This window comes from Oceanimonas baumannii (assembly GCF_002245495.1).
Taxonomy (GTDB): Bacteria; Pseudomonadota; Gammaproteobacteria; order Enterobacterales; family Aeromonadaceae; genus Oceanimonas; species Oceanimonas baumannii.
The window spans coordinates 88,362-109,384 of sequence record NZ_NQJF01000011.1; the positions used below are offsets into that span (position 1 = coordinate 88,362).

A 21,023-nucleotide genomic window follows, 5' to 3' on the forward strand; every position below is an offset into this window, starting at 1 on the left:
TTTACGTTGTCGCAGGAGTAGTCATGATGCCCAATAAGGAAGTTACCTATACCATCTCCGAGCTGGCCGACGAGTTTGATATCACTCCCCGCACCCTGCGTCACTATGAAGAGCTGGGGCTGCTCACCCCCAAACGTAAAGGCAACACTCGTATTTACAGTCATAAGGACCGTATCCGTCTGACGCTGACCTTGCGTGGCAGACGCCTTGGCTTCAGCCTGGCAGAAATGGGCGAGTTGTTTGAGCTCTATGATGCCGAACACAGCACCCGCCCCCAACTGCATTCCATGGTGGCCATGATCGCCGAAAAACGTATCATGCTGCAGCAGCAGCAAGACGATATTGAAAAGGTATTGGCAGAGCTGGATGCGGCCGATATCAAGGCCCGGGAAGCGCTGGAAAAAATGAAACACCACTAACTGACAGCTGTAACCTTTAAGCTGTCAGCCATCAGTGGTGAGGTCTGGAGATGCTGAGCTGTGCTTGCAGGTATGACCTCGCGCCGGCAGGCAGCGCAGAACAACTTACTGCTGATAGCTTACAGCTAAAAACGCCCCGCTTGTTTGCGGGGCTTTTTGCTTAAAGGCTGATACTGTCCAGCTTGTCGAAATAGTCCGGAAAAGTTTTCGAGGTACAGCCGGGATCCAGGATCACCACCGGCGTATCGCTGAGAGCCACCAGCGAAAAGCACATGGCAATACGATGGTCGTTATAGGTGGCAATTTCTGCCTCCTGCAGCGTGACTGCTGGATTGATGACCAGGTAATCTTCCCCTTCTTCCACTTCAACCCCCAGCTTTTTCAGCTCGGTGGCCATGGCGTAGAGCCGGTCAGTTTCCTTCACCCGCCAGTTATAAATGTTGCTGATACGAGTGGTACCCTTGGCAAACAGCGCTGTGGTGGCAATGGTCATCGCCGCATCGGGAATATGATTCATATCCATATCAACAGCGGTCAACGGACCGGTATGCTCCGCTTCAATAAAGTCATCACCCCAGGTGATTTTGGCTCCCATGGCTTCCAGCACATCAGCAAAACGAATATCACCCTGAATACTGTCGCGACCAATGCCGGTCACCCGTACCCGGCCCTTGATGGCACCGGCGGCAAGAAAATAAGAAGCCGAAGAGGCATCGCCTTCCACCAGAAACGAACCCGGTGAAACATAGATCTGATTACCGGCAATATAAAAGGTCTGGTAATCATCGTGCTCTACCACCACCCCGAACTGCTTCATGATATGCAAGGTAATATCAATGTAAGGCTTGGATACCAGCTCTCCCTTGATATGGATACGAGTGTCACCTGACGCCATCGGTGCTGCCATCAGAAAAGCGGTAAGAAACTGACTGGAAACCGAGCCGTCAATATGGACATCGCCACCCCACAGGCCCTTACCATTAATAAATACCGGCGGATAACCGTCGGCCTTCAGGTAGCTGATATCAGCACCCGCTTCCCGCAGCGCATCCACCAGGTGACCAATGGGACGTTCCCACATGCGCGGCTCCCCGGTCAGGGTAAAATCACCTGAGCCCAGGCACAGGGCAGCACACAGCGGACGCATGGCAGTACCGGCATTACCAAGAAACAGCGACAACGGCTCATCAGCACTGAATGCACGGCCCAGCCCATGCACCACACATTCGGTTTTATCGTCCGACAACTCATACTGCACCCCCAGTTGTTTGAGGGCATTCAGCATATGACGAATATCATCGCTGTCGAGCAGGTTGGTCAGACGCGTGGTGCCCTGCGCCAGCGCTGCCAGCAACAGAGCCCGGTTAGACACCGACTTGGAGCCGGGCAGGTTGACCGTGCCCTCCACCCGGGCAATGGGAGATAATTTAAGGCGTTCCATAATCTTCCTGAAGATGGGATAAAACGATTAAAGCTGCCCTGACGTTATCAGGGCAGCGGCAACGGGGCAAGCCACTTGCCTTAAGGATTAACACGGGCATTAATAATATTAGCCAAGCACCTTTTTCAGCGCCTCAATGCAGCGGTGGTTTTCCTGCTCCAGGCCAATGCTGATGCGCAGACAGGCAGGCAGGCCATAGCCGGCGATCGGACGCACAATCACCCCTTCCCGCAGTAATGCTTCATAAACCGGGCCGGCATCTCGCTCAAGGTCCAGGGTAATAAAGTTCCCTTTTGACGGTATGTACTTCAGCCCCTGTTCATTAAAGAAAGCTTCATACATGGCCATCCCCTGCCGGTTGAGGGCCACTGCTTCGGCAAGATAGGCGTCATCACCCAGAGCCGCCTCTGCGGCTGCCAGTGCCAGGCTGTTGCAGTTAAAGGGTTCGCGTACCCGGTTGAGCACCGCCACCAGCTCAGGATGACAGACCATATAACCTACCCGCAGGCCGGCCAGGCCATAAGCCTTGGAGAAAGTGCGGGACACGATAAGGTTCGGATATTCCTTCAGCCAGTCGATGGACGGCAATCGCTCAGCGTCGTTCACATATTCGGTATATGCCTCATCCAGCACCACCAGCACATTAGCCGGCACACACGCCATAAAGGCCTTTACCTCGTTCTGAGTCAGAAAGGTACCCGTGGGATTATTCGGGTTGGTAATGCACACCAGCCGGGTAGCAGGGGTGATGGCCGCGGCCATGGCGTCAAGGTCATGACCACAGTTCACCGCGGGTACTTCCACCGCCTTGGCACCATGGGCCTGAGTGGCCAGGGCATAGACAATAAAAGTGTACTGGGAATACACCACTTCCTGCTGCGGGCCGACAAAGGTATGGAACAGCAGATCAATCAGCTCATTAGAGCCGTTACCCAGAATAATCTGATCGGCTCCTACTTTCAGTTTGCTGGCCAGGGCGGTTTTCAGGGAAAAGCCGTTGGCATCCGGGTAACGGGCCAGTTCCGGCAGCGCTTTTTGAATGGCGGCGATGGCCTTGGGGCCCGGGCCCAATGGGTTTTCATTGGAGGCCAGTTTGACGCTGTGACTGATGCCGAGCTCGCGCTCCAGCTCTTCCACCGGCTTGCCCGGCTGGTAAGGATGCAGACCCGGGACACCCGGGTTGGCCAGGGCCAGAAAATCAATATTCACGATGGCTCCTTGTATGTGTTGTTGATGCCTTGCCTGATGTTGTTATCTGATATTCAGCACTGCGAAGCAACAGTGCGGTTGCACTCCGCCGACACGCTTCGAGCCCATCCATGGGACGCTCGTCACATGCCATCTCTGGTATTTGACGGTCGGCTCCGGCAATCCCCGCTGCCGCTTCGTGCCGCCGTAGCGCCGCCTGTTTGAGTGCAGGCAGCTCTGTGCTAGAACCAGGAGGTCAAAGGGTGACTGCTTCGCCGCGCCCTCTGCGCCAAGGCCGAAAATTGCTCCTGCATGTTCGGCATTCCCGCCATCCTTGGCGGTCAGATGCGCAGTGAAGCCTGCATGGGGTGAGCTTGCTCGCCGTGACGAGATGTTTCAAGCCGGCCGAACATTTAGTATGTTCGCAGCGGGTTGAAACATTGAGTATCATTTCCCACGGCGTGCCGGAGAAACAGTGCGCTTTGGCCGACGAGCTTGCACCGTCCCGCTAACGGCAAGAATGCGTGGCACACCGGCAGGGTGAATGCTTATTTGGCGTGCCGCTTGGCGAACTCGTCCATAAAGTCGACCAAGGCCTGTACGCCCTCAATGGGCATGGCGTTATACACGCTGGCACGCATGCCACCCACAATGCGGTGTCCCTTGAGCGCCAGCAGGCCAGCAGCCTTGGCTTCCTTCAGGAACGCATCATTGAGAGACTCGTCCTTCAGCTGGAACGGAATGTTCATCCAGGAGCGGGCACTGGGGTGAACCCGGTTTTCAAAGAAGTCGCTGGCGTCCACGTAGTTGTAAAGCAGCTCCGCCTTGGCTTTGTTCTGCGCACCGATGACTTCCACACCGCCTTTTTCCTTCAGCCACTGGAACACCAGACCGGCCAGATACCAGGCATAGGTGGCCGGAGTATTGAGCATGGAGTCGGCCTTGGCCATGGCAGCATAATCCATGATCGCCGGAACATTCGGGCAGGCCTGATCGAGCAAATCGTCACGCACAATCACCACCGCCAGGCCAGAGGGGCCTATGTTCTTCTGGGCACCGGCATATATGATACCGAACTTGCTCACATCCACCGGACGGGAAAGAATGGTAGAAGACATATCCGCCACCAGCGGTACATTGCCGGTCTCGGGAACAAAGTCATACTCAATGCCTTCTACGGTTTCGTTCGGGCAGTAGTGTACATAGGCCGCCGTGGGATCCAGATCCCAGCTGGTGGCCAGTTTTTTCGGCTCTGCACCGGCTTCAAAACCATCAAGCACACGCACCTGCCCCACCTTCTCCGCTTCGGCCACGGCTGAACGGGACCACTGACCGGTAACGATATAATCGGCCTTGGCATTTTTGCCCATCAGGTTCAGTGCTACTGCGGCAAACTGACCGCGGCCGCCGCCCTGCAGGAACAGTACCTTGTAATTATCGGGGATGTGCATCAGTTCACGCAGATCCCGTTCGGCCTGCTCCGCCACCGCAATGTAATCGGCCCCACGGTGGCTGAGCTCCATCACCGACACACCCAGTCCGTTAAAATCACAAAACTCGGCCTGTGCCCGCTGCATCACCTCAACCGGCAACATGGCCGGACCTGCGCTGAAGTTGTAAACCATCTTCTCCATTTTCCCTGAGTTAACCTGCTAATGTTGAGCGCCTGAATAGTGGCGCCTACTCGTTTTACACGGCGCGGACGCGCCAAGTCAAAACCAAATGTGATTCAAGACACAAAAAAGAGGCCCGCAGGCCTCGTTTTATTTATTCCTCACTGGCCGGCTCAGCATCATTGGCATCACCGGTGCTCTGACCTTCCTCGCCTTCGATAGGCTCGTCGTCATCTTCCGGCTCTTCAATGCGCTGCAGCCCCACCACCTGTTCGTCTTCTCCGGTACGGATCAAACGCACGCCGGCGGTGTTACGGCTAATCAGGCTCACTTCCGACACCCGGGTACGCACCAGGGTGCCACCGTTGGTGATCAGCATGATTTCGTTGCCATCATCAACCTGAATGGCTCCCACCACGGCACCGTTACGTTCACTTACCTTGATCGATACCACACCCAGGGTCGCACGGCTCTTGGTCGGGTACTCTTCCAACGCGGTGCGCTTGCCGTAGCCGTTGGCAGTGGCGGTCAGAATGGCCCCCTCGCCTCTGGGCACGATCAGCGAGACCACGCTGTCTTCATCACCCAGACGAATACCACGTACACCGGTGGCAGTTCGTCCCATGGAGCGCACCTGATCTTCGTGGAAGCGCACTACCTTGCCGGCATCGGAGAACAGCATGATCTCGTTCTCACCGTCGGTAATGTCCACACCGATCAGCTCATCGCCCTCGGTCAGGTTAATGGCACGAATGCCCGAGGCCAGCGGCCGGCTGAAGGCAGTCAGCCCGGTCTTTTTCACCGTACCGTGACGAGTGGCAAAGAATACCGCCTTGTCGTCAGCATATTCCTTCACCGGCAAAATGGCGGTGATCCGCTCATCCTGATCCAGCGGCAACAGGTTGACGATAGGACGGCCGCGGGCAGTGCGACTGGCTTCCGGCAACTGATAGACCTTGAGCCAGTAAACCTTGCCGGCAGTAGAGAAGCACAGAATGGTGTCGTGAGTATTGGCCACCAGCAACCGCTCAACAAAGTCTTCTTCCTTCATGCGGGTAGCGGACTTGCCGCGGCCCCCCCGACGCTGAGCTTCATAATCGGTGAGCGGCTGGTACTTGACGTAGCCCTGGTGAGACAGAGTTACTACCACGTCTTCCTGGGTGATCAGATCTTCCAGGTTAATCTCGGCGCTAGAGGTCGTGATCTCGGTGCGGCGCTGGTCACCAAACTGCTCTTTCAGCGCTTCCAGCTCTTCACGGATCACTTCCATCAGGCGGGCAGCGCTGTTGAGAATATGCAGCAGCTCGGCAATTTGCTCCAGCAGCGCCTTGTACTCTTCCAGGATCTTTTCGTGCTCGAGGCCGGTCAGGCGGTGCAGGCGCAGCTCCAGAATGGCCTGGGCCTGTTGCTCAGTCAGGTAGTACTGACCATCGCGAATGCCGTACTCGGGCTCCAGCCATTCCGGGCGGGCGGCGTCATCACCGGCACGCTCCAGCATGCTGGCCACGTTGCCCAGCTCCCAACCCTGAGCCAGCAGGCCGGCCTTGGCTTCTGCCGGGGTCGGCGAGCGGCGGATCAATTCAATCACCGGATCGATGTTGGCCAGGGCAATGGCCAGGCCTTCCAGGATATGGGCCCGGTCCCGCGCCTTACGCAGTTCAAATACGGTGCGGCGGGTGACCACTTCGCGGCGGTGCTGAATAAAACACTCCAGCATTTCCTTCAGGTTGAAGGTACGTGGCTGATTGTTATCCAGCGCAACCATGTTGATGCCGAATACGGACTGCATCTGAGTCTGGGCATAAAGGTTATTGAGAATCACCTCGCCCACTTCGCCCCGACGCACTTCAATGACAATGCGCATGCCGTCTTTATCGGATTCATCACGCAGGGCGGAAATGCCTTCGATGCGCTTTTCCTTGACCAGCTCGGCAATTTTCTCGATCAACCGGGCCTTGTTTACCTGATAGGGCAGCTCGGAGACGATAATGGTTTCGCGATTGGTTTTCTCGTCTACTTCTATTTCAGCCAAGGCGCGCACATAAATTTTGCCGCGGCCGGTGCGATAGGCGTCAAGAATCCCCGACTTGCCGTTGATGATACCGCCGGTAGGGAAATCCGGCCCGGGGATCAGCTCAATCAGCTGATCAATGCTGATGTGTTCATCGTCGATCAGTGCCAGGCAGCCGTCCACCACTTCGTTGAGGTTGTGGGGCGGAATATTGGTGGCCATGCCCACGGCAATACCGGAGGAGCCGTTTACCAGCAGGTTGGGCACCTTGGTGGGCATCACCGCCGGGATCATTTCGGTGCCGTCGTAGTTGGGCACCCAGTCGACGGTTTCCTTGTCCAGGTCCGCCAGCAGCTCGTGGGCAATTTTGTCCATGCGTACTTCGGTGTAACGCATCGCAGCAGCAGAATCGCCGTCCACCGAGCCGAAGTTACCCTGGCCATCGACCAGGGTGTAACGCATGGAAAAGTCCTGTGCCATGCGTACTATGGTGTCATAGACCGCGCTGTCGCCGTGGGGGTGATATTTACCTATTACATCGCCCACCACACGGGCCGACTTTTTATAGGGTTTGTTCCAGTCGTTGCCGAGCTCGTTCATGGCGAACAGCACGCGGCGATGCACCGGTTTCAGGCCGTCTCGAACATCAGGAAGCGCACGCCCCACGATCACGCTCATGGCGTAATCGAGGTAGGAGCGTTTCAGCTCTTCCTCAATGTTGATCGGCATGATTTCTCGGGCCAAATCGGTCATAGCAAGCCTTGTCCCCAGGTTATTGATTATATGGCTTTAAAAAGCGGACCATTCTAGCACAGTTCCGGCCCGACGGGAGCAACTCATCACCGGAGCGGATTTTCCCGGCCGCTTGGTTATAATGGGCGCTTCAACAAGTCCGGTACTTTAAGGCACGCTTTCATGAACGTAGATCAACAGGAAATCGACAAATTCGACGCCATGGCTTCACGCTGGTGGGACCTGGACGGCGACTTCAAGCCGCTGCACAACATTAATCCGCTGCGTCTGGGCTGGATTGCCGATAAGGCCGATGGCCTTTTTGGTAAACACATCATCGATATCGGCTGTGGCGGTGGCATTCTCAGCGAGAGCATGGCCCGGGAAGGTGCCGAGGTCACCGGCGTTGATATGGGCCAGGAGCCGCTGGCAGTGGCCAGGCTGCATGCGCTGGAAAGCGGTGTCAGCGTGAACTATCGCCAGGCCACCGCCGAGCAAGTGGCCAGCGAGCAGCCTGGACAATATGATGTCGTCACCTGTATGGAAATGCTCGAGCACGTGCCCGAGCCCGCCTCTGTGGTGGCGGCCTGTGCCGCACTGGCAAAGCCCGGTGCAAATCTGGTGTTTTCCACCATTAACCGCAATCCCAAAGCCTGGCTGCTGATGATTGCCGCCGCTGAGAACCTGTTCAAAATGGTGCCCAAAGGCACTCATGATCACCGCAAATTTATTCGTCCTGCCGAGCTGTGCCGTTTTATTGAAGCCGCCGGCCTGGTGGTCAGGGATATACAGGGCGTGGTGTACCGGCCGCTGACCGGTGACTTTGCGCTCAGCCAGGATGCCGATGTCAACTATATGATCCACGCCATTAAACCGGAGTAATCCACCATGCTTAAGGCGGTTTTGTTCGATCTCGATGGCACCCTGCTCGATACCGCAGGTGACATGGGGGCAGCGGCCAACCACGTTATTACTGGTCTGGGGCTGAATGCCCTCCCCGACGAGGTGCTGGCCTGTACCACATCCGATGGTTCCTATGCGCTGCTCAGGGCCGGCATTCCTCCGGCTCTGATTGAACGACACGGCCTGGAGCAACTGCGGGATCGCATGCTCGGCTTTTACCGGATGAACCTGTGCCATCACACTCAGCCTTACGCCGGTGTACCCGAGCTGCTGTCATGGCTTAATGGCAATGACATTCCCTGGGGTGTGGTCACCAATAAACCCAAAGCCCTGACCGAGCCGCTGCTGGCGGATCTGCCGCTGTTTTCCCGCTGCGGCATTACCGTCAGTGCCGACACCCTGCCCCGGAAAAAGCCGCACCCGGCTCCCCTGCTGCATGCTGCCGCCCATCTGGGGGTAGCTGCAGATCACTGCGTCTATGTGGGAGATCACCGTCGCGACATAGAAGCAGGCCTGGCTGCCGGCATGCGTACCCTGGCCGCCGGCTGGGGCTATATTTCAGCCGGAGAGGATCCCCGGCAATGGCAATCACACGGTGTCATGGAGTCGGTTTCAGCGTTGACCCACTGGTTAAAAACGGTCTTTCCAGGCCGCTGCTGAAAGATCCTGCGGATCCGCACTCCAGCGTTTTTTGCAAGCCAAATATTTTAAAAAAGTTTTTCCGCCGGCCATAAAAAAGCCAGTGTTTTGCTAATGCCAGAATGCCAACGGCACAGAAGTTAGTGAGTGCAAACATAGTACCACTGCCCACAGATTATCCACAGCCCCCGGGCCTTTGGACCGGCTTGAGAAACCAGAGCCAACACACTATATTGTGCCCATTCCAAATATGACAACTAGATGTTGTGTTTTTGCTATGCGGTGACCACACTATATAGTGTGCTTGTTACGCACGAGTTATGCGCCACAACACGACCGGGAGAACGCTCGCCTTATGAACAAACATTTGCTGGTTACCAAACGCGATGGCAACAAGGAGCCCATCGATCTCGACAAGATCCACCGGGTGATCACCTGGGCCGCCGAAGGCCTCGATAATGTTTCTGTTTCTCAGGTAGAGCTGCGCTCTCATATTCAGTTTTACGATGGCATTCGCACCGAAGACATTCACGAGACCATTATCAAGGCCGCCGCCGATCTGATCTCCGAGCAGACACCGGACTATCAGTACTTGGCCGCCCGTCTGGCGATGTTCCACCTGCGCAAGAAGGCCTACGGCGAATTCGAGCCGCCCCACTTTTATCAGCATGTGGTGCGCCTGACCGAAATGGGCAAATACGACCAGCACATTCTGGCCGACTACAGTCGTGCCGAGCTGGAAACCCTGAACGATCGCCTGCATCACGATCGGGACATGAACTTCTCCTATGCCGCCATCAAACAGCTGGAAGGCAAATACCTGGTGCAGAACCGGGTAACCGGTGATATCTACGAAAGCCCCCAGTTCCTTTATATGCTGGTGGCCGCCTGCCTGTTCTCCAAATACCCGAAAGAGACCCGGCTGGATTATGTCACCCGTTTCTATGACGCCGTGTCTACCTTCAAGATTTCCCTGCCCACGCCCATTATGTCCGGCGTGCGCACCCCTACCCGCCAGTTCAGCTCCTGCGTGCTGATCGAGTGCGGTGACAGCCTGGACTCCATCAATGCCACCTCTGGTGCCATTGTACGTTATGTCTCCCAGCGGGCCGGCATCGGTATCAACGCCGGCCGGATTCGTGCACTCGGCAGCCCCATCCGTGGCGGCGAAGCCTTCCATACCGGCTGTATTCCGTTCTACAAGCATTTTCAGACTGCAGTAAAATGCTGCTCTCAGGGCGGTGTACGCGGCGGCGCAGCCACCCTGTTCTACCCCATGTGGCACCTGGAAGTGGAATCCCTGCTGGTACTGAAAAACAACCGCGGTGTGGAAGAAAACCGGGTCCGCCACATGGACTACGGTGTACAAATCAACCGTCTGATGTATCAGCGTCTGATCAAGGGTGGAGATATCACCCTGTTCAGCCCGTCCGACGTGCCCGGTCTGTACGATGCGTTCTTTGAAGATCAGGCAAGATTTGAAGAGCTTTACCTTAAGTACGAAGCCGACGACAACATTCGCAAGCGTACCGTCAAGGCGATTGAGCTGTTCTCACTGATGATGCAGGAACGTGCCGGTACCGGTCGTATCTATATTCAGAACGTGGATCACTGCAACACCCACAGCCCGTTCGATGCCAAAGTGGCCCCGGTACGCCAGAGCAACCTGTGTCTGGAAATCGCCCTGCCCACCAAGCCGCTGATGGACATCAACGACGAAAACGGCGAAATCGCGCTCTGTACCCTGTCGGCCTTTAACCTGGGTGCCATCGACAAGCTGGAAGATCTGGAAGGCTTGGCCGATCTGGCAGTGCGTGCTCTGGATGCCCTGCTCGATTACCAGGATTACCCGCTGCTGGCGGCGCAAAAAGGCTCCATGAACCGTCGTACGCTGGGTATCGGTGTCATCAACTACGCCTATTATCTGGCCAAGAATGGCGTAAAATACTCGGATGGCAGTGCCATTGGCCTGACCCACAAAACCTTTGAAGCCATTCAGTATTACCTGCTGAAAGCATCGGTACAGCTGGCCAAGGAGTTCGGTGCATGCCCGGCCTTTGGCGAAACCACTTACGCCCAGGGCGTGCTGCCCATCGACACCTATAAAAAGGATCTCGATGCCATCTGCCAGGAGCCTCTGCACCTGGATTGGGAAGCCCTGCGCGAAGAGATCAAAACCACAGGTCTGCGTAACAGCACCCTGACCGCCCTTATGCCGTCCGAGACCTCCAGTCAGATCTCCAACGCCACCAATGGCATTGAGCCGCCCCGCGGCCTGGTCTCGGTCAAGGCGTCCAAAGACGGCATTCTCAAGCAGGTGGTTCCCGAGTACGAAAACCTGAAAAACCAGTATGAACTGCTGTGGCAGATGCCTTCCAACGACGGCTACCTGCAACTGGTCGGTGTCATGCAGAAATTTGTGGATCAGGCCATTTCTGCCAACACCAACTATGATCCTGCCCGCTTTGAAGGCGGCCGGGTGCCGATGAAGCAACTGCTGAAAGATCTGCTCACGGCTTATAAATTCGGTCTCAAGACCCTGTATTACCATAACACCCGTGATGGTGCGGCAGACGCCCAGAACGACATGCAGGAAGACGATGGCTGCGCTGGTGGCGCCTGCAAAATCTAAGGCACCATCACAATAAATTATCCCGGCGGGGCTGGCCCTGCCGCTGTGCGCAGTGTTGGATGGTCACACCATGGTCATGCGACTCTGCGCCTTTGTTTGCGGAACAAGAAACATGTCTTATACCACTTTCAGTCAAATTCAGAACGATCACATGAAGGAGCCCATGTTCTTCGGTAACCCGGTGAACGTGGCTCGTTACGATCAGCAGAAATACGAAATTTTTGAGAAGCTGATTGAAAAGCAGCTGTCTTTCTTCTGGCGTCCGGAAGAAGTAGACGTCTCTCAGGATCGCATTGACTATCAGGCACTGCCCGATCACGAGAAGCATATTTTCATCAGCAATCTCAAATACCAGACCTTGCTTGACTCCATTCAGGGCCGCAGCCCCAACGTAGCCATGCTGCCACTGGTATCCATTCCCGAGCTGGAAACCTGGATCGAGACCTGGGCGTTCTCCGAGACCATTCATTCGCGCTCCTACACCCATATTATCCGCAATATTGTGAATAATCCGGCCACCGTGTTTGACGACATCGTGGCAAACGAACACATTCAGAAGCGCGCCAAAGACATTGCCCACTATTACGACGAGCTGATCGAGTACACCAACTTCTATCACCTCCATGGTGAAGGCGAGCACACCATCCGGGGCAAGAAAGTACAGGTGAATCTGTATGAGCTGAAAAAGAAGCTCTACCTGTGCCTGATGTGTGTTAACGCGCTGGAAGCCATCCGCTTCTACGTCAGTTTTGCCTGCTCCTTCGCTTTTGCCGAGCGCGAGCTGATGGAAGGCAATGCCAAAATCATCAAGCTGATTGCCCGGGACGAAGCCCTGCACCTGACCGGCACCCAGCACATGCTCAACATTTTGCGCAGTGGTGAAGATGATCCCGATATGGCGCAGGTGGCCAAGGACTGTGAACAACAGTGCTTTGAGTTGTTCAAGGCCGCCGCCATTCAGGAAAAGGAATGGGCCGAATACCTATTTAAAGACGGCTCCATGATCGGCCTGAACAAAGATATCTTGTGCCAGTATGTGGAATACATCACCAACCTGCGCATGCAGGCAGTGGGTCTGGAGCCGGCCTTTGAAGGTGCCAAACAAAACCCCATTCCCTGGATAAACGCCTGGTTGTCATCCGATAACGTGCAGGTCGCCCCTCAGGAAGTGGAAGTCAGCTCTTACCTGGTGGGACAAATCGACGCCCATGTCAGTCACGACGATCTGGGTGACTTTGAGTTGTGAGCAAGATCCATACGCAAGACACCAGCTTTGAGCTGCGGGCAGGGGAAACCCTGCTCGATGGCCTGGAGCGCACCGGTCATGCCGTGGAATATCAATGCCGCAGCGGATACTGCGGTGCTTGCCGCACTGCTCTGGTAAAAGGCAGTGTCTGCTATCAGCAGCCCCCGCTGGCCTTCGTGGCCAGCGGTGAGGTATTACCCTGTTGCTGCCGGCCAGAGGGCGACGTTACCCTCAATGTCTCCCTGCTTGCCCTGAAAAAACAGGCCTGAATCAGTTTCGCTGTTGCTTGGCTTCATCCGGCTGAAAAGGATGCCAGCTTAACCGGCCATTTTGCTCAAAAGACGTTTCCCGTTCACACACAAACCATCGTTGCCCCATCTGCAGTACTGCCCCCCGGGAATAACGCTTGTCCTCGAAGTAACATACCGGCTCAATGCCGGCTGCGATATTCAACTCCACCGGACTGGTAGAAATCGTGTTTGCCCCGGCCAGCACCGGCACACTCAAAACAGCGGCGACAATCAGATATTTCATGCTTTGCTCCTTATTGTTCGTCTACCGGATACTATCTTAACACTGCCTTTGTCGCCGGCACTTGCTTTTCCTCTCTGCCTTGGCTAGGGTAGTTGTAATTATTTTTTCCAGTATTTTTAGTCACTTGTAAAAGCAGTACTGCTTACACTGTGTTTTTTGTTGGTATTGCCATCATGGCAGCTGATAAAGGAGACATTACCTTGAAGTAGTCATTTTGCCGTGACCATGTAGTAACTCTGTCATCACGACATTTTGCGCCGGCAACAGGGAAAACGGCACCCTTTTGCAGGCGATAAATAACGGAGCCAAATCATGAGCAAGGAAAAAGTGAAAAAGAAAGCCCAGAAAACCCTGAAAGAAAAACGTCAGGAAAAACGGGAAAAGCGTCATCACACTGAATAAAATATGTTTTCAGCAAAAGGGCACCGCGGTGCCCTTTTTGGTTTCAGTCAAAATACCATTCCCATTGCAGGCTGTTTATCAGGCCGTTCTGCCACTCAATGATGACCTTTTCTGTGGTTTCATCCGAGCCATAATACCAGCGAGCTCCCTTTCGGCTGGCCGGCCGGCCAATCCGGTGCTCAAGATCTGAACCGGCACTGCCTGGTTGCAAAAACACCGGCAGTGCCGGGTGCGGGCGGCTCACGTAAAGATAAACCGGCATGCCGTCGGGCCGAGCCGCTTCCCGGGACAGGTAGGTTTGCAACTCCAGCCCCGGACAACGCAAGGTTTCTATTTCATCAATCAAACCGGCCACATGGCTGTTTTCCACCTGGCGGTAGCGGTAATCAGGCTGCTGGCAGGGTATCCTTATCACCCGTCCGGCAATCTCATCCAGTCTGGCCAGTGCCCGCTCCTGAGAGCCGGCACAACCCGTCAGCAACAGGTAAAACAGTAACCAGGGATACCGTGCAAACATGATATTCCGCCTCCATAAGCCCTTCTCTACAGGTTGACTATAAACGGCTTTTCGGCGACTTGTATGTTCATTACCAGAAGAGAGCACTGTCACACATCACAATAGGTATAACAAGGCACCGGCCGAGAACCGAGAACCGAGAACCGAGAACCGAGAACCGCAGTGTGCAATGACGGTTCCGTATCCGGCTATCGCACAATGCAAAACAACGAGCCCTCCCGGCGGGAAATCACGATCGAATAATTGCCAAGTGCAATTACCACATATAAGGTAAGTGATTAAACCTTTATATTGCCTGGTAACGTGCCTGATATTACGACAACTCCCGTGCTGATAGAGCGGCTGATGCACACCGGCCTGCTCACCTGCTCTCCCGAGACTTCCCTGCGGGAGGCCGCCGAGCGTATGGCCACTCGCCAGTGCAGCTCCATTCTGGTGCTGGAAAATGGCCGTGCCATCGGTATCTGGACCGAACGTGACAGCCTGAAGCTTGATCTCAACAAGCCAGGTTGCCTCGATGTACCGATGCATCAGGTAATGAGCCAGCCGGTACACAGCCTGCATCTCAGTACGCCGGTCAGTAATGCCGAGCGCTGGTTCAGAACACAAGAGTGCCGTCATCTGGTGGTTGTCGATGATCAGGGCCACCCGGTGGGCATGGTGTCACAGACCGATATGGCTTTAAAACAGGGGCTGGAGCCCTATCTCGGTCTGCGCCGTGTTGAAGATGCCATGAACATGACACCGCTGATCCTGCCGGGTAGAATGTCACTGGTCGAGGCTGCCAGCGCGCTGTTGCACCATCGCCAGGATGCCGCCGTCGTCACCTGCTCCGGCGCACAGCTGGGCATCATTACCGAACGTGATATGGTACGGATCATTGCACGTCATCACGGACACACTCCTGTCAGCGAACTGGCCAGCAAACCATTGCTGACGGTCTCTCCCGAAGACAGCCTGTTGCACGCACGTGATGTGATGATTAATAACCGGGTACGCCATTTGGCGGTGCTGGATGATAATAACGTGGTCGGCTTGCTGGGCTTCCGGGAAATCATCAACGGAGCCGAGCTCCGCCATCTCAGAGAGATCCAGCAACTGCTGAAAGAGCGGGATCAGGCCCTGCACACCTCGCGACTTAACCTGCAGCTGGCTGAGCGAGTGATAGAGGCCTCACTGGAAAGCATCGTAATCACCGATGCTGACAATCGCATTGTCTTCGTCAATCCTTCGTTTACCCATACCACCGGCTTCAGTGCCGAAGAGGCAATTGGCCGGACTCCGGCCATCCTGTCTTCCGGCCGTCACGATGCGGCTTTTTACCGGGGAATGTGGCAAACCATCGGTGAAAAGGGCTATTGGCGGGGTGAGATCTGGAACCGGCGTAAGAACGGCCAGCTTTACCTCGAACTGCTGACGATTACCGCCATTCATGACGATAACGGCAAAATTACCCACTTTGCCGCACTATTTACCGATATTACGCATATCCGGGAAAATGAAGACAAGATCCGCCGGCTGGCCTACTACGATCCGCTGACCGGTCTTCCCAATCGTCGCTTGCTGGAAGACCGGCTGGAGCTGGCCATTTCCCATGCCAACAGAAGCAAACAGCACCTGGCGGTGATTTTTCTCGATCTGGATCATTTCAAGCAAGTGAATGATACCCTGGGACATGCCGCCGGTGATGAGCTGCTGCTGGACGTCTCCCGGCGCATACGCCACCGGCTGCGCGAAGATGATACGCTGGCCCGTCTGGGCGGAGACGAATTTATTGTTCTGCTGCCCGAACTCAATGAGCCCGAAGAAGCCAGCCGTATCGCCCAGCGCCTGATAGAGACCGTAGCCAAACCTTTTCGTATCGGCAACCACGAGTTTCGCATCGGCTGCAGTCTGGGGATCAGCCTGTATCCGGATGACGCAGGCTCTGCCGAGCAACTGATCCACCACGCAGATGCCGCCATGTATCAGGCCAAACAGGAAGGACGCAACGATTACCGCCTGTTCAGCCGGGAGATGAACCACCAGCAGCACAAGCTGCTGGCCATGGAAACCGCACTGCGTAATGCCGTAGAAACCGGTGAAGGACTGGCTGTCTTTTATCAGCCGCAGGTAAACAGAACAGACCGGACGCTGGCCGGTGCCGAAGCCCTGGCGCGCTGGCATCATCCTGCATTTGGCCATGTATCACCGGCGGAGTTTATTCCTCTGGCAGAGCGGGCCGGCCTGATTGTACCGTTGGGCATGAGCCTGCTGCATAACGTCGCCGCTCAGCAACGGCACTGGCTGGATCAGGGGCTGTTACCGGTTCCAGTGTCAGTTAACCTGTCAACCCAGCAATTCTGGCAACATAATCTGCTGGTACAGTTCCGGCATCTGCTGATGGAGCACCGGTTACCGGCGGGGCTGATCGGCATTGAACTGACCGAAAATGTGCTGCTCGACAAGCCGGTGCAGGCCATTCCGTTACTTGATGGCCTGCGCGAGCTGGGCTTTACCATTGCCATCGACGACTTTGGCACCGGCTACTCTTCCCTGAGCTATTTACAGGATCTGCCGATAGACACCCTGAAAATAGACCGCAGCTTTATTCAGCGCCTGGGCGAGTCCCGCAGCAGCAACGCCATTCTGGCCGCAGTCACCGGGCTGGCCCGGGAGCTGGAATACAAAATTGTGGCAGAAGGAGTGGAAACCGAAGCTCAGATGCAGGCGCTTGCTCCCTATCCGGTGGATCTGATACAGGGCTTTCTGACCGGCCGGCCGGTACCGGCGGAGACATTTGCCAGAGAATGGCTTGACAGTATAAAACAGTCAGGGTAACACGCTGATATTCCTTTAACCGGACCACCCGATGTTCAAACTGTTTGAAAACCTGACCAAACCTTTTCCGGAAGACGTCGCCACACAACCTCCCAACGGCCTGTATGCCTTTTGCCGCCATTATACAAGGGGCTTTGAATGGCCACTGCTCGCTATGGCGCTGCTCAGTACCCTGGTGGCCATCATCGAAGTCTCACTACTGGGCTTCATGGGCCGGCTGGTCGACCTGTTGGCCAGTCACAATCCCGAGTCCTTCTGGGCGGAGCAGCGGAATACCCTGATACTGATGGGGGGGCTGGTACTGGTGATCGTTCCGCTGCTGAGCTTCAGCCACTCCATGCTGATGCACCAGTCGCTGCTGGGGAATTACCCCATGTCCATCCGTTGGCTGGCACACCGTTACTTGCTGAGCCAAAGCATGAGCTTCTATCAGGACGAGTTCGCCGGCCGCATCGCCACCAAGGTCATGCAAACGGCGCTGGCGGTACGGGAAACCGTGATGAAGCTGCTGGATGTGCTGGTCTATGTGTCCGTATACCTGATCGCCATGCTGGTAATGATGGGCCACTCGGATCTGATCCTGATGCTGCCCATTCTGCTCTGGCTGCTGCTGTACATCGGCATTCAGTGCTACTTCGTCCCACGGATGAAACGAGTTGCCACCGCCCAGGCAGATGCCCGCTCCATGATGACCGGCCGCATTGTTGACAGCTACGCCAATATCACCACGGTCAAGCTGTTCGCTCACGCCGACGCCGAAACCCGCTACGCCAAACAGGGCATGCGCGCTTTCCTCGGCACCGTCTATGGCCAGATGCGTCTGGCCACCAGCTTTGTGCTGAGCGTCGACGCCATCAACTACCTGTTGTTGTTTACCATTACTGCGCTCTCCATCGGGCTGTGGATGAACACCACCGTCACCGTCGGCGTCATCGCCGTGGCCATCAGCATCGCCTTGCGCCTGCAGGGCATGTCCAAGTGGATCATGTGGGAAATTGGTGCCCTGTTCGAGAATATCGGCACCGTGATCGACGGCATGAACACCCTGTCCCGCTCCGTGGCCATTGAAGATAAAGCCGGTGCCGGCGAGCTGACCATCCATCGGGGGGAGATCCGCTTTGAAGGCGTGACTTTCCAGTATGGCCGCGATGAGCCCGTCATCCAGCATTTCAATCTGGACATCAGACCCGGTGAGAAAGTCGGCCTGGTCGGCCGTTCCGGGGCGGGCAAGTCCACCCTGGTTAATCTGCTGCTGCGCCTGCATGAGCTGGAGAGAGGCCGCATCACCATCGATGGCCAGAACATCACCGAGGTAACCCAGCACTCCCTGCGCGGTCAGATCGGCATGGTGACCCAGGATACCTCCCTGCTGCACCGCTCCATCCGGGAAAACATTCTCTACGGCAAGCCAGATGCCTCCGAGCAGGAAATGGTGGCGGCAAGCCAGCGGGCCCACGCCCATGAGTTTATTCACGGGCTGGAAGATAAAGACGGTAACCGGGGCTACGACGCCCAGGTGGGCGAGCGGGGGATCAAGCTCTCCGGTGGCCAGCGACAACGTATTGGCATCGCCCGGGTACTGCTCAAGGACGCGCCTATTCTGGTACTGGACGAGGCCACCTCGGCACTGGATTCCGAAGTGGAAGCCGCCATTCAGGAGAGCCTGTATCAGCTGATGGAAGGTAAAACCGTTATTGCCATCGCCCACCGGCTCTCCACCATTGCCGCCATGGATCGTCTGGTGGTGCTCGACAAGGGGCGCATCGTCGAGCAGGGCTCGCATCAGGAGCTGCTGGAGCAGAACGGTATCTACGCCCAGCTGTGGAACCACCAGACCGGTGGTTTTCTGGCCGACGGGCTGCAGCCCTGAACGCCCTTGTCACCAACTGAAGCGAATTAGGCCGGGCATCAGCCCGGCCTGAGGTTACAGCGCCACCGCCCGGCCGATAAACTGAATGGGCCCGGTCGGCAGCCCGGTCGGCGACCCACCGGGCTGCTCCAGGGTCAGCTCAAACAGCTGGTTGGGGGCCAACGGGGGCAATTTATCCAGGGTAGCCCGCAGCGGCTGCCCGGGTTCCACCAACCCCAATGATACCGGCTTTGGCCAGTCCTCTCCTTTTGTCCAGAACTGCAGCACCCGGTCCGCCGGTACCGTCACTGCCGCCAGCGGAGTCAGCTGCACCTCGCTGGTATCACTGGCCCTGACCAGCCAGCCCGGGGTCTGCTGCTCCGGTGCCACCAGCACCACAACATAGCGCGGCTCTGCCGAAGGCGGCAGCCACAACAACACCGCAAGCAACGCACAGGCGGCAAGACTGGCCACACTCACGCCCTGCCAGAGCAAGGGCCGACGCCACCAGGGTGGCCGCCGGCCAGCCAGTTGCAACGGCTCCAGTGCATCCAGGCTGCGCTCCACCCGGGGCCACAGCCGGGCCGATGGCTCCCGGGACTCTGCCAGCGCCGTGAGCGGGTGTAACCGCTCCTCCCACTGCGCTACCGCATGCTGCAGCGCGACATCGCCCCGCAACCGCAGCTCCAGCTGTTTCCGTTCAGCGGCAGACAGGGTGCCCAACACATATTCCCCGGCCAGCGCATAGATGGCCGGATCTGAACGACTCTTCTCCCTCATGACATGCACTCCCTGAGCGTTGCCAGGCCACGCCGGATCCAGGCCTTGATGGTACCGAGGGGAGCCCCCAGACGGGCGGCAATTTCATGGTGGGTACAGCCGTCCATATAGGCGTGAAGAATGCAGTTGCGCCGCTCGGGTTCCAGCGTGCCCAGACAGTGCTCAACCCGGGCACCGTATTCTTCCCAAGTGGCATTGCCCTGACGTTGTTGCCAGTGTTCAAATGAACGGTGAGCATCCATCAGCTCGGTCTGCTCTGTTTCCATGCTCTGTTCCCGGCCCCGGTTACGCACCGTATTCAGGGCCAGATGCCGCGCCACACTGTATATCCAGCCCCGGGCTGAGCCCCGAGCCGGATCAAAAGTGCCGGCTCGCAGCCAGATGTTGATCAGCGCATCATGCACAATGTCTTCCGCCAGCGCATGGTCGCGTACAATGCGCATGACCACCCCGAGCAAGCGGGCGCCTTCGCACTGGTAGAGCCGGTGCAGGGCACTGCGTTCACCCCGGGCGCAAGCAGCCAGCAAGCACTGATAATCCGTATCTGCCATTGATGAACTCATGGGGAGACACCGTCCAAAAGTAGTCAAACGAAACCATATTCAGTTTCAAGCTTAGACCATGACTGACGGACGGTGCTGAATATTACTGTTTCCCCTGAGCCTGGCTGTGTTCCCCGCCTCAGCCGGCTTTCCAGAACAGGTAGTCGGCCTGATACTGTACAATTTGCCGCTCACCCTTGTTGTCCTTGCCACAGCTCATGACCGGTGCCGTTCCGCCTTGGGTATCCAGTCGTTGAATGTAGGTTACTCCCGTCATGGCTCCCTTGCCCTCGGCAGGGTTGGCCTTGACCAGCTGGAAGGGAATATTGCCCTCTCCGCCCGGTGCCACCGCCATCTGGGTACCGGTCACACTGGAGCCATCCGTTGCCTGCCAGGTAGCTGGTGGCCCGAAGTAGCGGCCTACCTCGGTATCACTGCCGTCTTTCAGCACCGCATCCGGGCCCATAAATACCCAGGCCATCTCGCCGGCGGCATCAGCCCTGTCACGACATTCATAAGTAATTTTCCCTACTCCTACGGTTTCCATCGCCACCTTGTTACCCGCCGGTACCTGCACATTTTCCGGTACAGCAGACCAGGCTGCAGATGAGAACAGAAAGGCCGAGGCCAGTATCGGGGTGATGTTGCGGTTAATGTTGTGCATGTCATTGCTCCTTGTGACAGAAATATCGTGTGTGGCAACGTGGCCACACAGGTAATACCCGCCACCTCCTGCTCTGGATGCACCCAGGCAC

The 21,023-nt window shown here is 56.5% G+C and carries 17 protein-coding genes; 8 read left to right on the forward strand and 9 right to left on the reverse strand.

Translation table 11 applies throughout. The features are described 5' to 3' along the window. Nucleotides 1-23: 23 nt before the first annotated feature. Nucleotides 24-419: a MerR family transcriptional regulator gene (locus tag B6S09_RS13750; RefSeq protein ID WP_094279064.1), complete on the forward strand. Its 396-nt coding sequence runs from the start codon at nucleotides 24-26 to the stop codon at nucleotides 417-419. A 160-nt stretch (nucleotides 420-579) separates the two neighbouring features. Here B6S09_RS13750 and aroA read toward each other — a convergent pair whose 3' ends face one another. The 4 genes from aroA to gyrA all read right to left on the reverse strand — a co-directional run bounded on the left by aroA (nucleotide 580) and on the right by gyrA (nucleotide 7,425). After that, complete coding sequence (gene aroA / locus B6S09_RS13755; protein ID WP_094279065.1) at nucleotides 580-1,860, reverse strand: 3-phosphoshikimate 1-carboxyvinyltransferase; 1,281 nt, start codon at nucleotides 1,858-1,860, stop codon at nucleotides 580-582. A gap of 108 nt (nucleotides 1,861-1,968) precedes the next feature. Continuing rightward, complete coding sequence (gene hisC, locus B6S09_RS13760) at nucleotides 1,969-3,069, reverse strand: histidinol-phosphate transaminase (RefSeq protein WP_208321756.1); 1,101 nt, start codon at nucleotides 3,067-3,069, stop codon at nucleotides 1,969-1,971. 527 nt (nucleotides 3,070-3,596) lie between these two features. Continuing rightward, the gene (serC, locus tag B6S09_RS13765; RefSeq protein WP_094279066.1) at nucleotides 3,597-4,682 is read right to left on the reverse strand and encodes a 3-phosphoserine/phosphohydroxythreonine transaminase; all 1,086 of its coding nucleotides are present in this window, start codon (nucleotides 4,680-4,682) and stop codon (nucleotides 3,597-3,599) included. Nucleotides 4,683-4,815: 133 nt separating this feature from the next. Then, nucleotides 4,816-7,425, reverse strand: a complete 2,610-nt coding sequence (gene gyrA / locus B6S09_RS13770; RefSeq protein ID WP_094279067.1) for a DNA topoisomerase (ATP-hydrolyzing) subunit A — start codon at nucleotides 7,423-7,425, stop codon at nucleotides 4,816-4,818. 162 nt (nucleotides 7,426-7,587) lie between these two features. Here gyrA and ubiG point away from each other — a divergent pair, with 162 nt between their 5' ends. The 5 genes from ubiG to yfaE all read left to right on the forward strand — a co-directional run bounded on the left by ubiG (nucleotide 7,588) and on the right by yfaE (nucleotide 13,093). After that, nucleotides 7,588-8,286 carry a bifunctional 2-polyprenyl-6-hydroxyphenol methylase/3-demethylubiquinol 3-O-methyltransferase UbiG gene (ubiG, locus tag B6S09_RS13775; RefSeq protein WP_094279068.1) on the forward strand — a complete coding sequence of 233 codons (699 nt, stop codon included), beginning with the start codon at nucleotides 7,588-7,590 and terminating at the stop codon, nucleotides 8,284-8,286. 6 nt (nucleotides 8,287-8,292) lie between these two features. Beyond that, nucleotides 8,293-8,967: an HAD family hydrolase gene (locus tag B6S09_RS13780; RefSeq protein ID WP_094279069.1), complete on the forward strand. Its 675-nt coding sequence runs from the start codon at nucleotides 8,293-8,295 to the stop codon at nucleotides 8,965-8,967. A gap of 334 nt (nucleotides 8,968-9,301) precedes the next feature. After that, nucleotides 9,302-11,578, forward strand: a complete 2,277-nt coding sequence (gene nrdA, locus B6S09_RS13785) for a class 1a ribonucleoside-diphosphate reductase subunit alpha (protein WP_094279070.1) — start codon at nucleotides 9,302-9,304, stop codon at nucleotides 11,576-11,578. Between the two features lie 112 nt (nucleotides 11,579-11,690). Beyond that, entirely contained in the window at nucleotides 11,691-12,824 is a 1,134-nt protein-coding gene (gene nrdB / locus B6S09_RS13790; protein ID WP_094279071.1) for a class Ia ribonucleoside-diphosphate reductase subunit beta, read from the forward strand. After that, the gene (gene yfaE, locus B6S09_RS13795) at nucleotides 12,821-13,093 is read left to right on the forward strand and encodes a class I ribonucleotide reductase maintenance protein YfaE (protein WP_094279072.1); all 273 of its coding nucleotides are present in this window, start codon (nucleotides 12,821-12,823) and stop codon (nucleotides 13,091-13,093) included. The genes nrdB and yfaE overlap by 4 nt, the downstream gene beginning before the upstream one ends. A gap of 1 nt (nucleotide 13,094) precedes the next feature. Here the strand turns inward: yfaE and B6S09_RS13800 are convergent, their stop codons facing one another. Both B6S09_RS13800 and B6S09_RS13805 read right to left on the reverse strand, forming a co-directional pair. After that, nucleotides 13,095-13,358: a DUF1496 domain-containing protein gene (locus B6S09_RS13800; RefSeq protein ID WP_243832846.1), complete on the reverse strand. Its 264-nt coding sequence runs from the start codon at nucleotides 13,356-13,358 to the stop codon at nucleotides 13,095-13,097. Nucleotides 13,359-13,803: 445 nt separating this feature from the next. Further along, nucleotides 13,804-14,277, reverse strand: a complete 474-nt coding sequence (locus B6S09_RS13805) for a hypothetical protein (protein ID WP_094279073.1) — start codon at nucleotides 14,275-14,277, stop codon at nucleotides 13,804-13,806. Between the two features lie 345 nt (nucleotides 14,278-14,622). Here B6S09_RS13805 and B6S09_RS13810 point away from each other — a divergent pair, with 345 nt between their 5' ends. Both B6S09_RS13810 and B6S09_RS13815 read left to right on the forward strand, forming a co-directional pair. Next, nucleotides 14,623-17,097 (forward strand): EAL domain-containing protein, encoded by a 2,475-nt coding sequence (locus tag B6S09_RS13810; protein WP_094279074.1) that lies wholly within the window; start codon nucleotides 14,623-14,625, stop codon nucleotides 17,095-17,097. Nucleotides 17,098-17,128: 31 nt separating this feature from the next. Then, nucleotides 17,129-18,967 carry an ABC transporter ATP-binding protein gene (locus tag B6S09_RS13815; protein ID WP_094279075.1) on the forward strand — a complete coding sequence of 613 codons (1,839 nt, stop codon included), beginning with the start codon at nucleotides 17,129-17,131 and terminating at the stop codon, nucleotides 18,965-18,967. 54 nt (nucleotides 18,968-19,021) lie between these two features. Here the strand turns inward: B6S09_RS13815 and B6S09_RS13820 are convergent, their stop codons facing one another. The 3 genes from B6S09_RS13820 to B6S09_RS13830 all read right to left on the reverse strand — a co-directional run bounded on the left by B6S09_RS13820 (nucleotide 19,022) and on the right by B6S09_RS13830 (nucleotide 20,932). Continuing rightward, a complete protein-coding gene (locus B6S09_RS13820; protein ID WP_094279076.1) occupies nucleotides 19,022-19,726 on the reverse strand; it encodes an anti-sigma factor in 705 nt (234 codons plus the stop codon). Beyond that, nucleotides 19,723-20,289, reverse strand: a complete 567-nt coding sequence (locus B6S09_RS13825) for a sigma-70 family RNA polymerase sigma factor (protein ID WP_094279077.1) — start codon at nucleotides 20,287-20,289, stop codon at nucleotides 19,723-19,725. The genes B6S09_RS13820 and B6S09_RS13825 overlap by 4 nt, the downstream gene beginning before the upstream one ends. Before the next feature lie 118 nt (nucleotides 20,290-20,407). Further along, on the reverse strand, nucleotides 20,408-20,932 hold the full coding sequence (locus B6S09_RS13830) for a DUF3455 domain-containing protein (protein WP_094279078.1): 525 nt from the start codon (nucleotides 20,930-20,932) through the stop codon (nucleotides 20,408-20,410). Nucleotides 20,933-21,023: the final 91 nt, after the last annotated feature.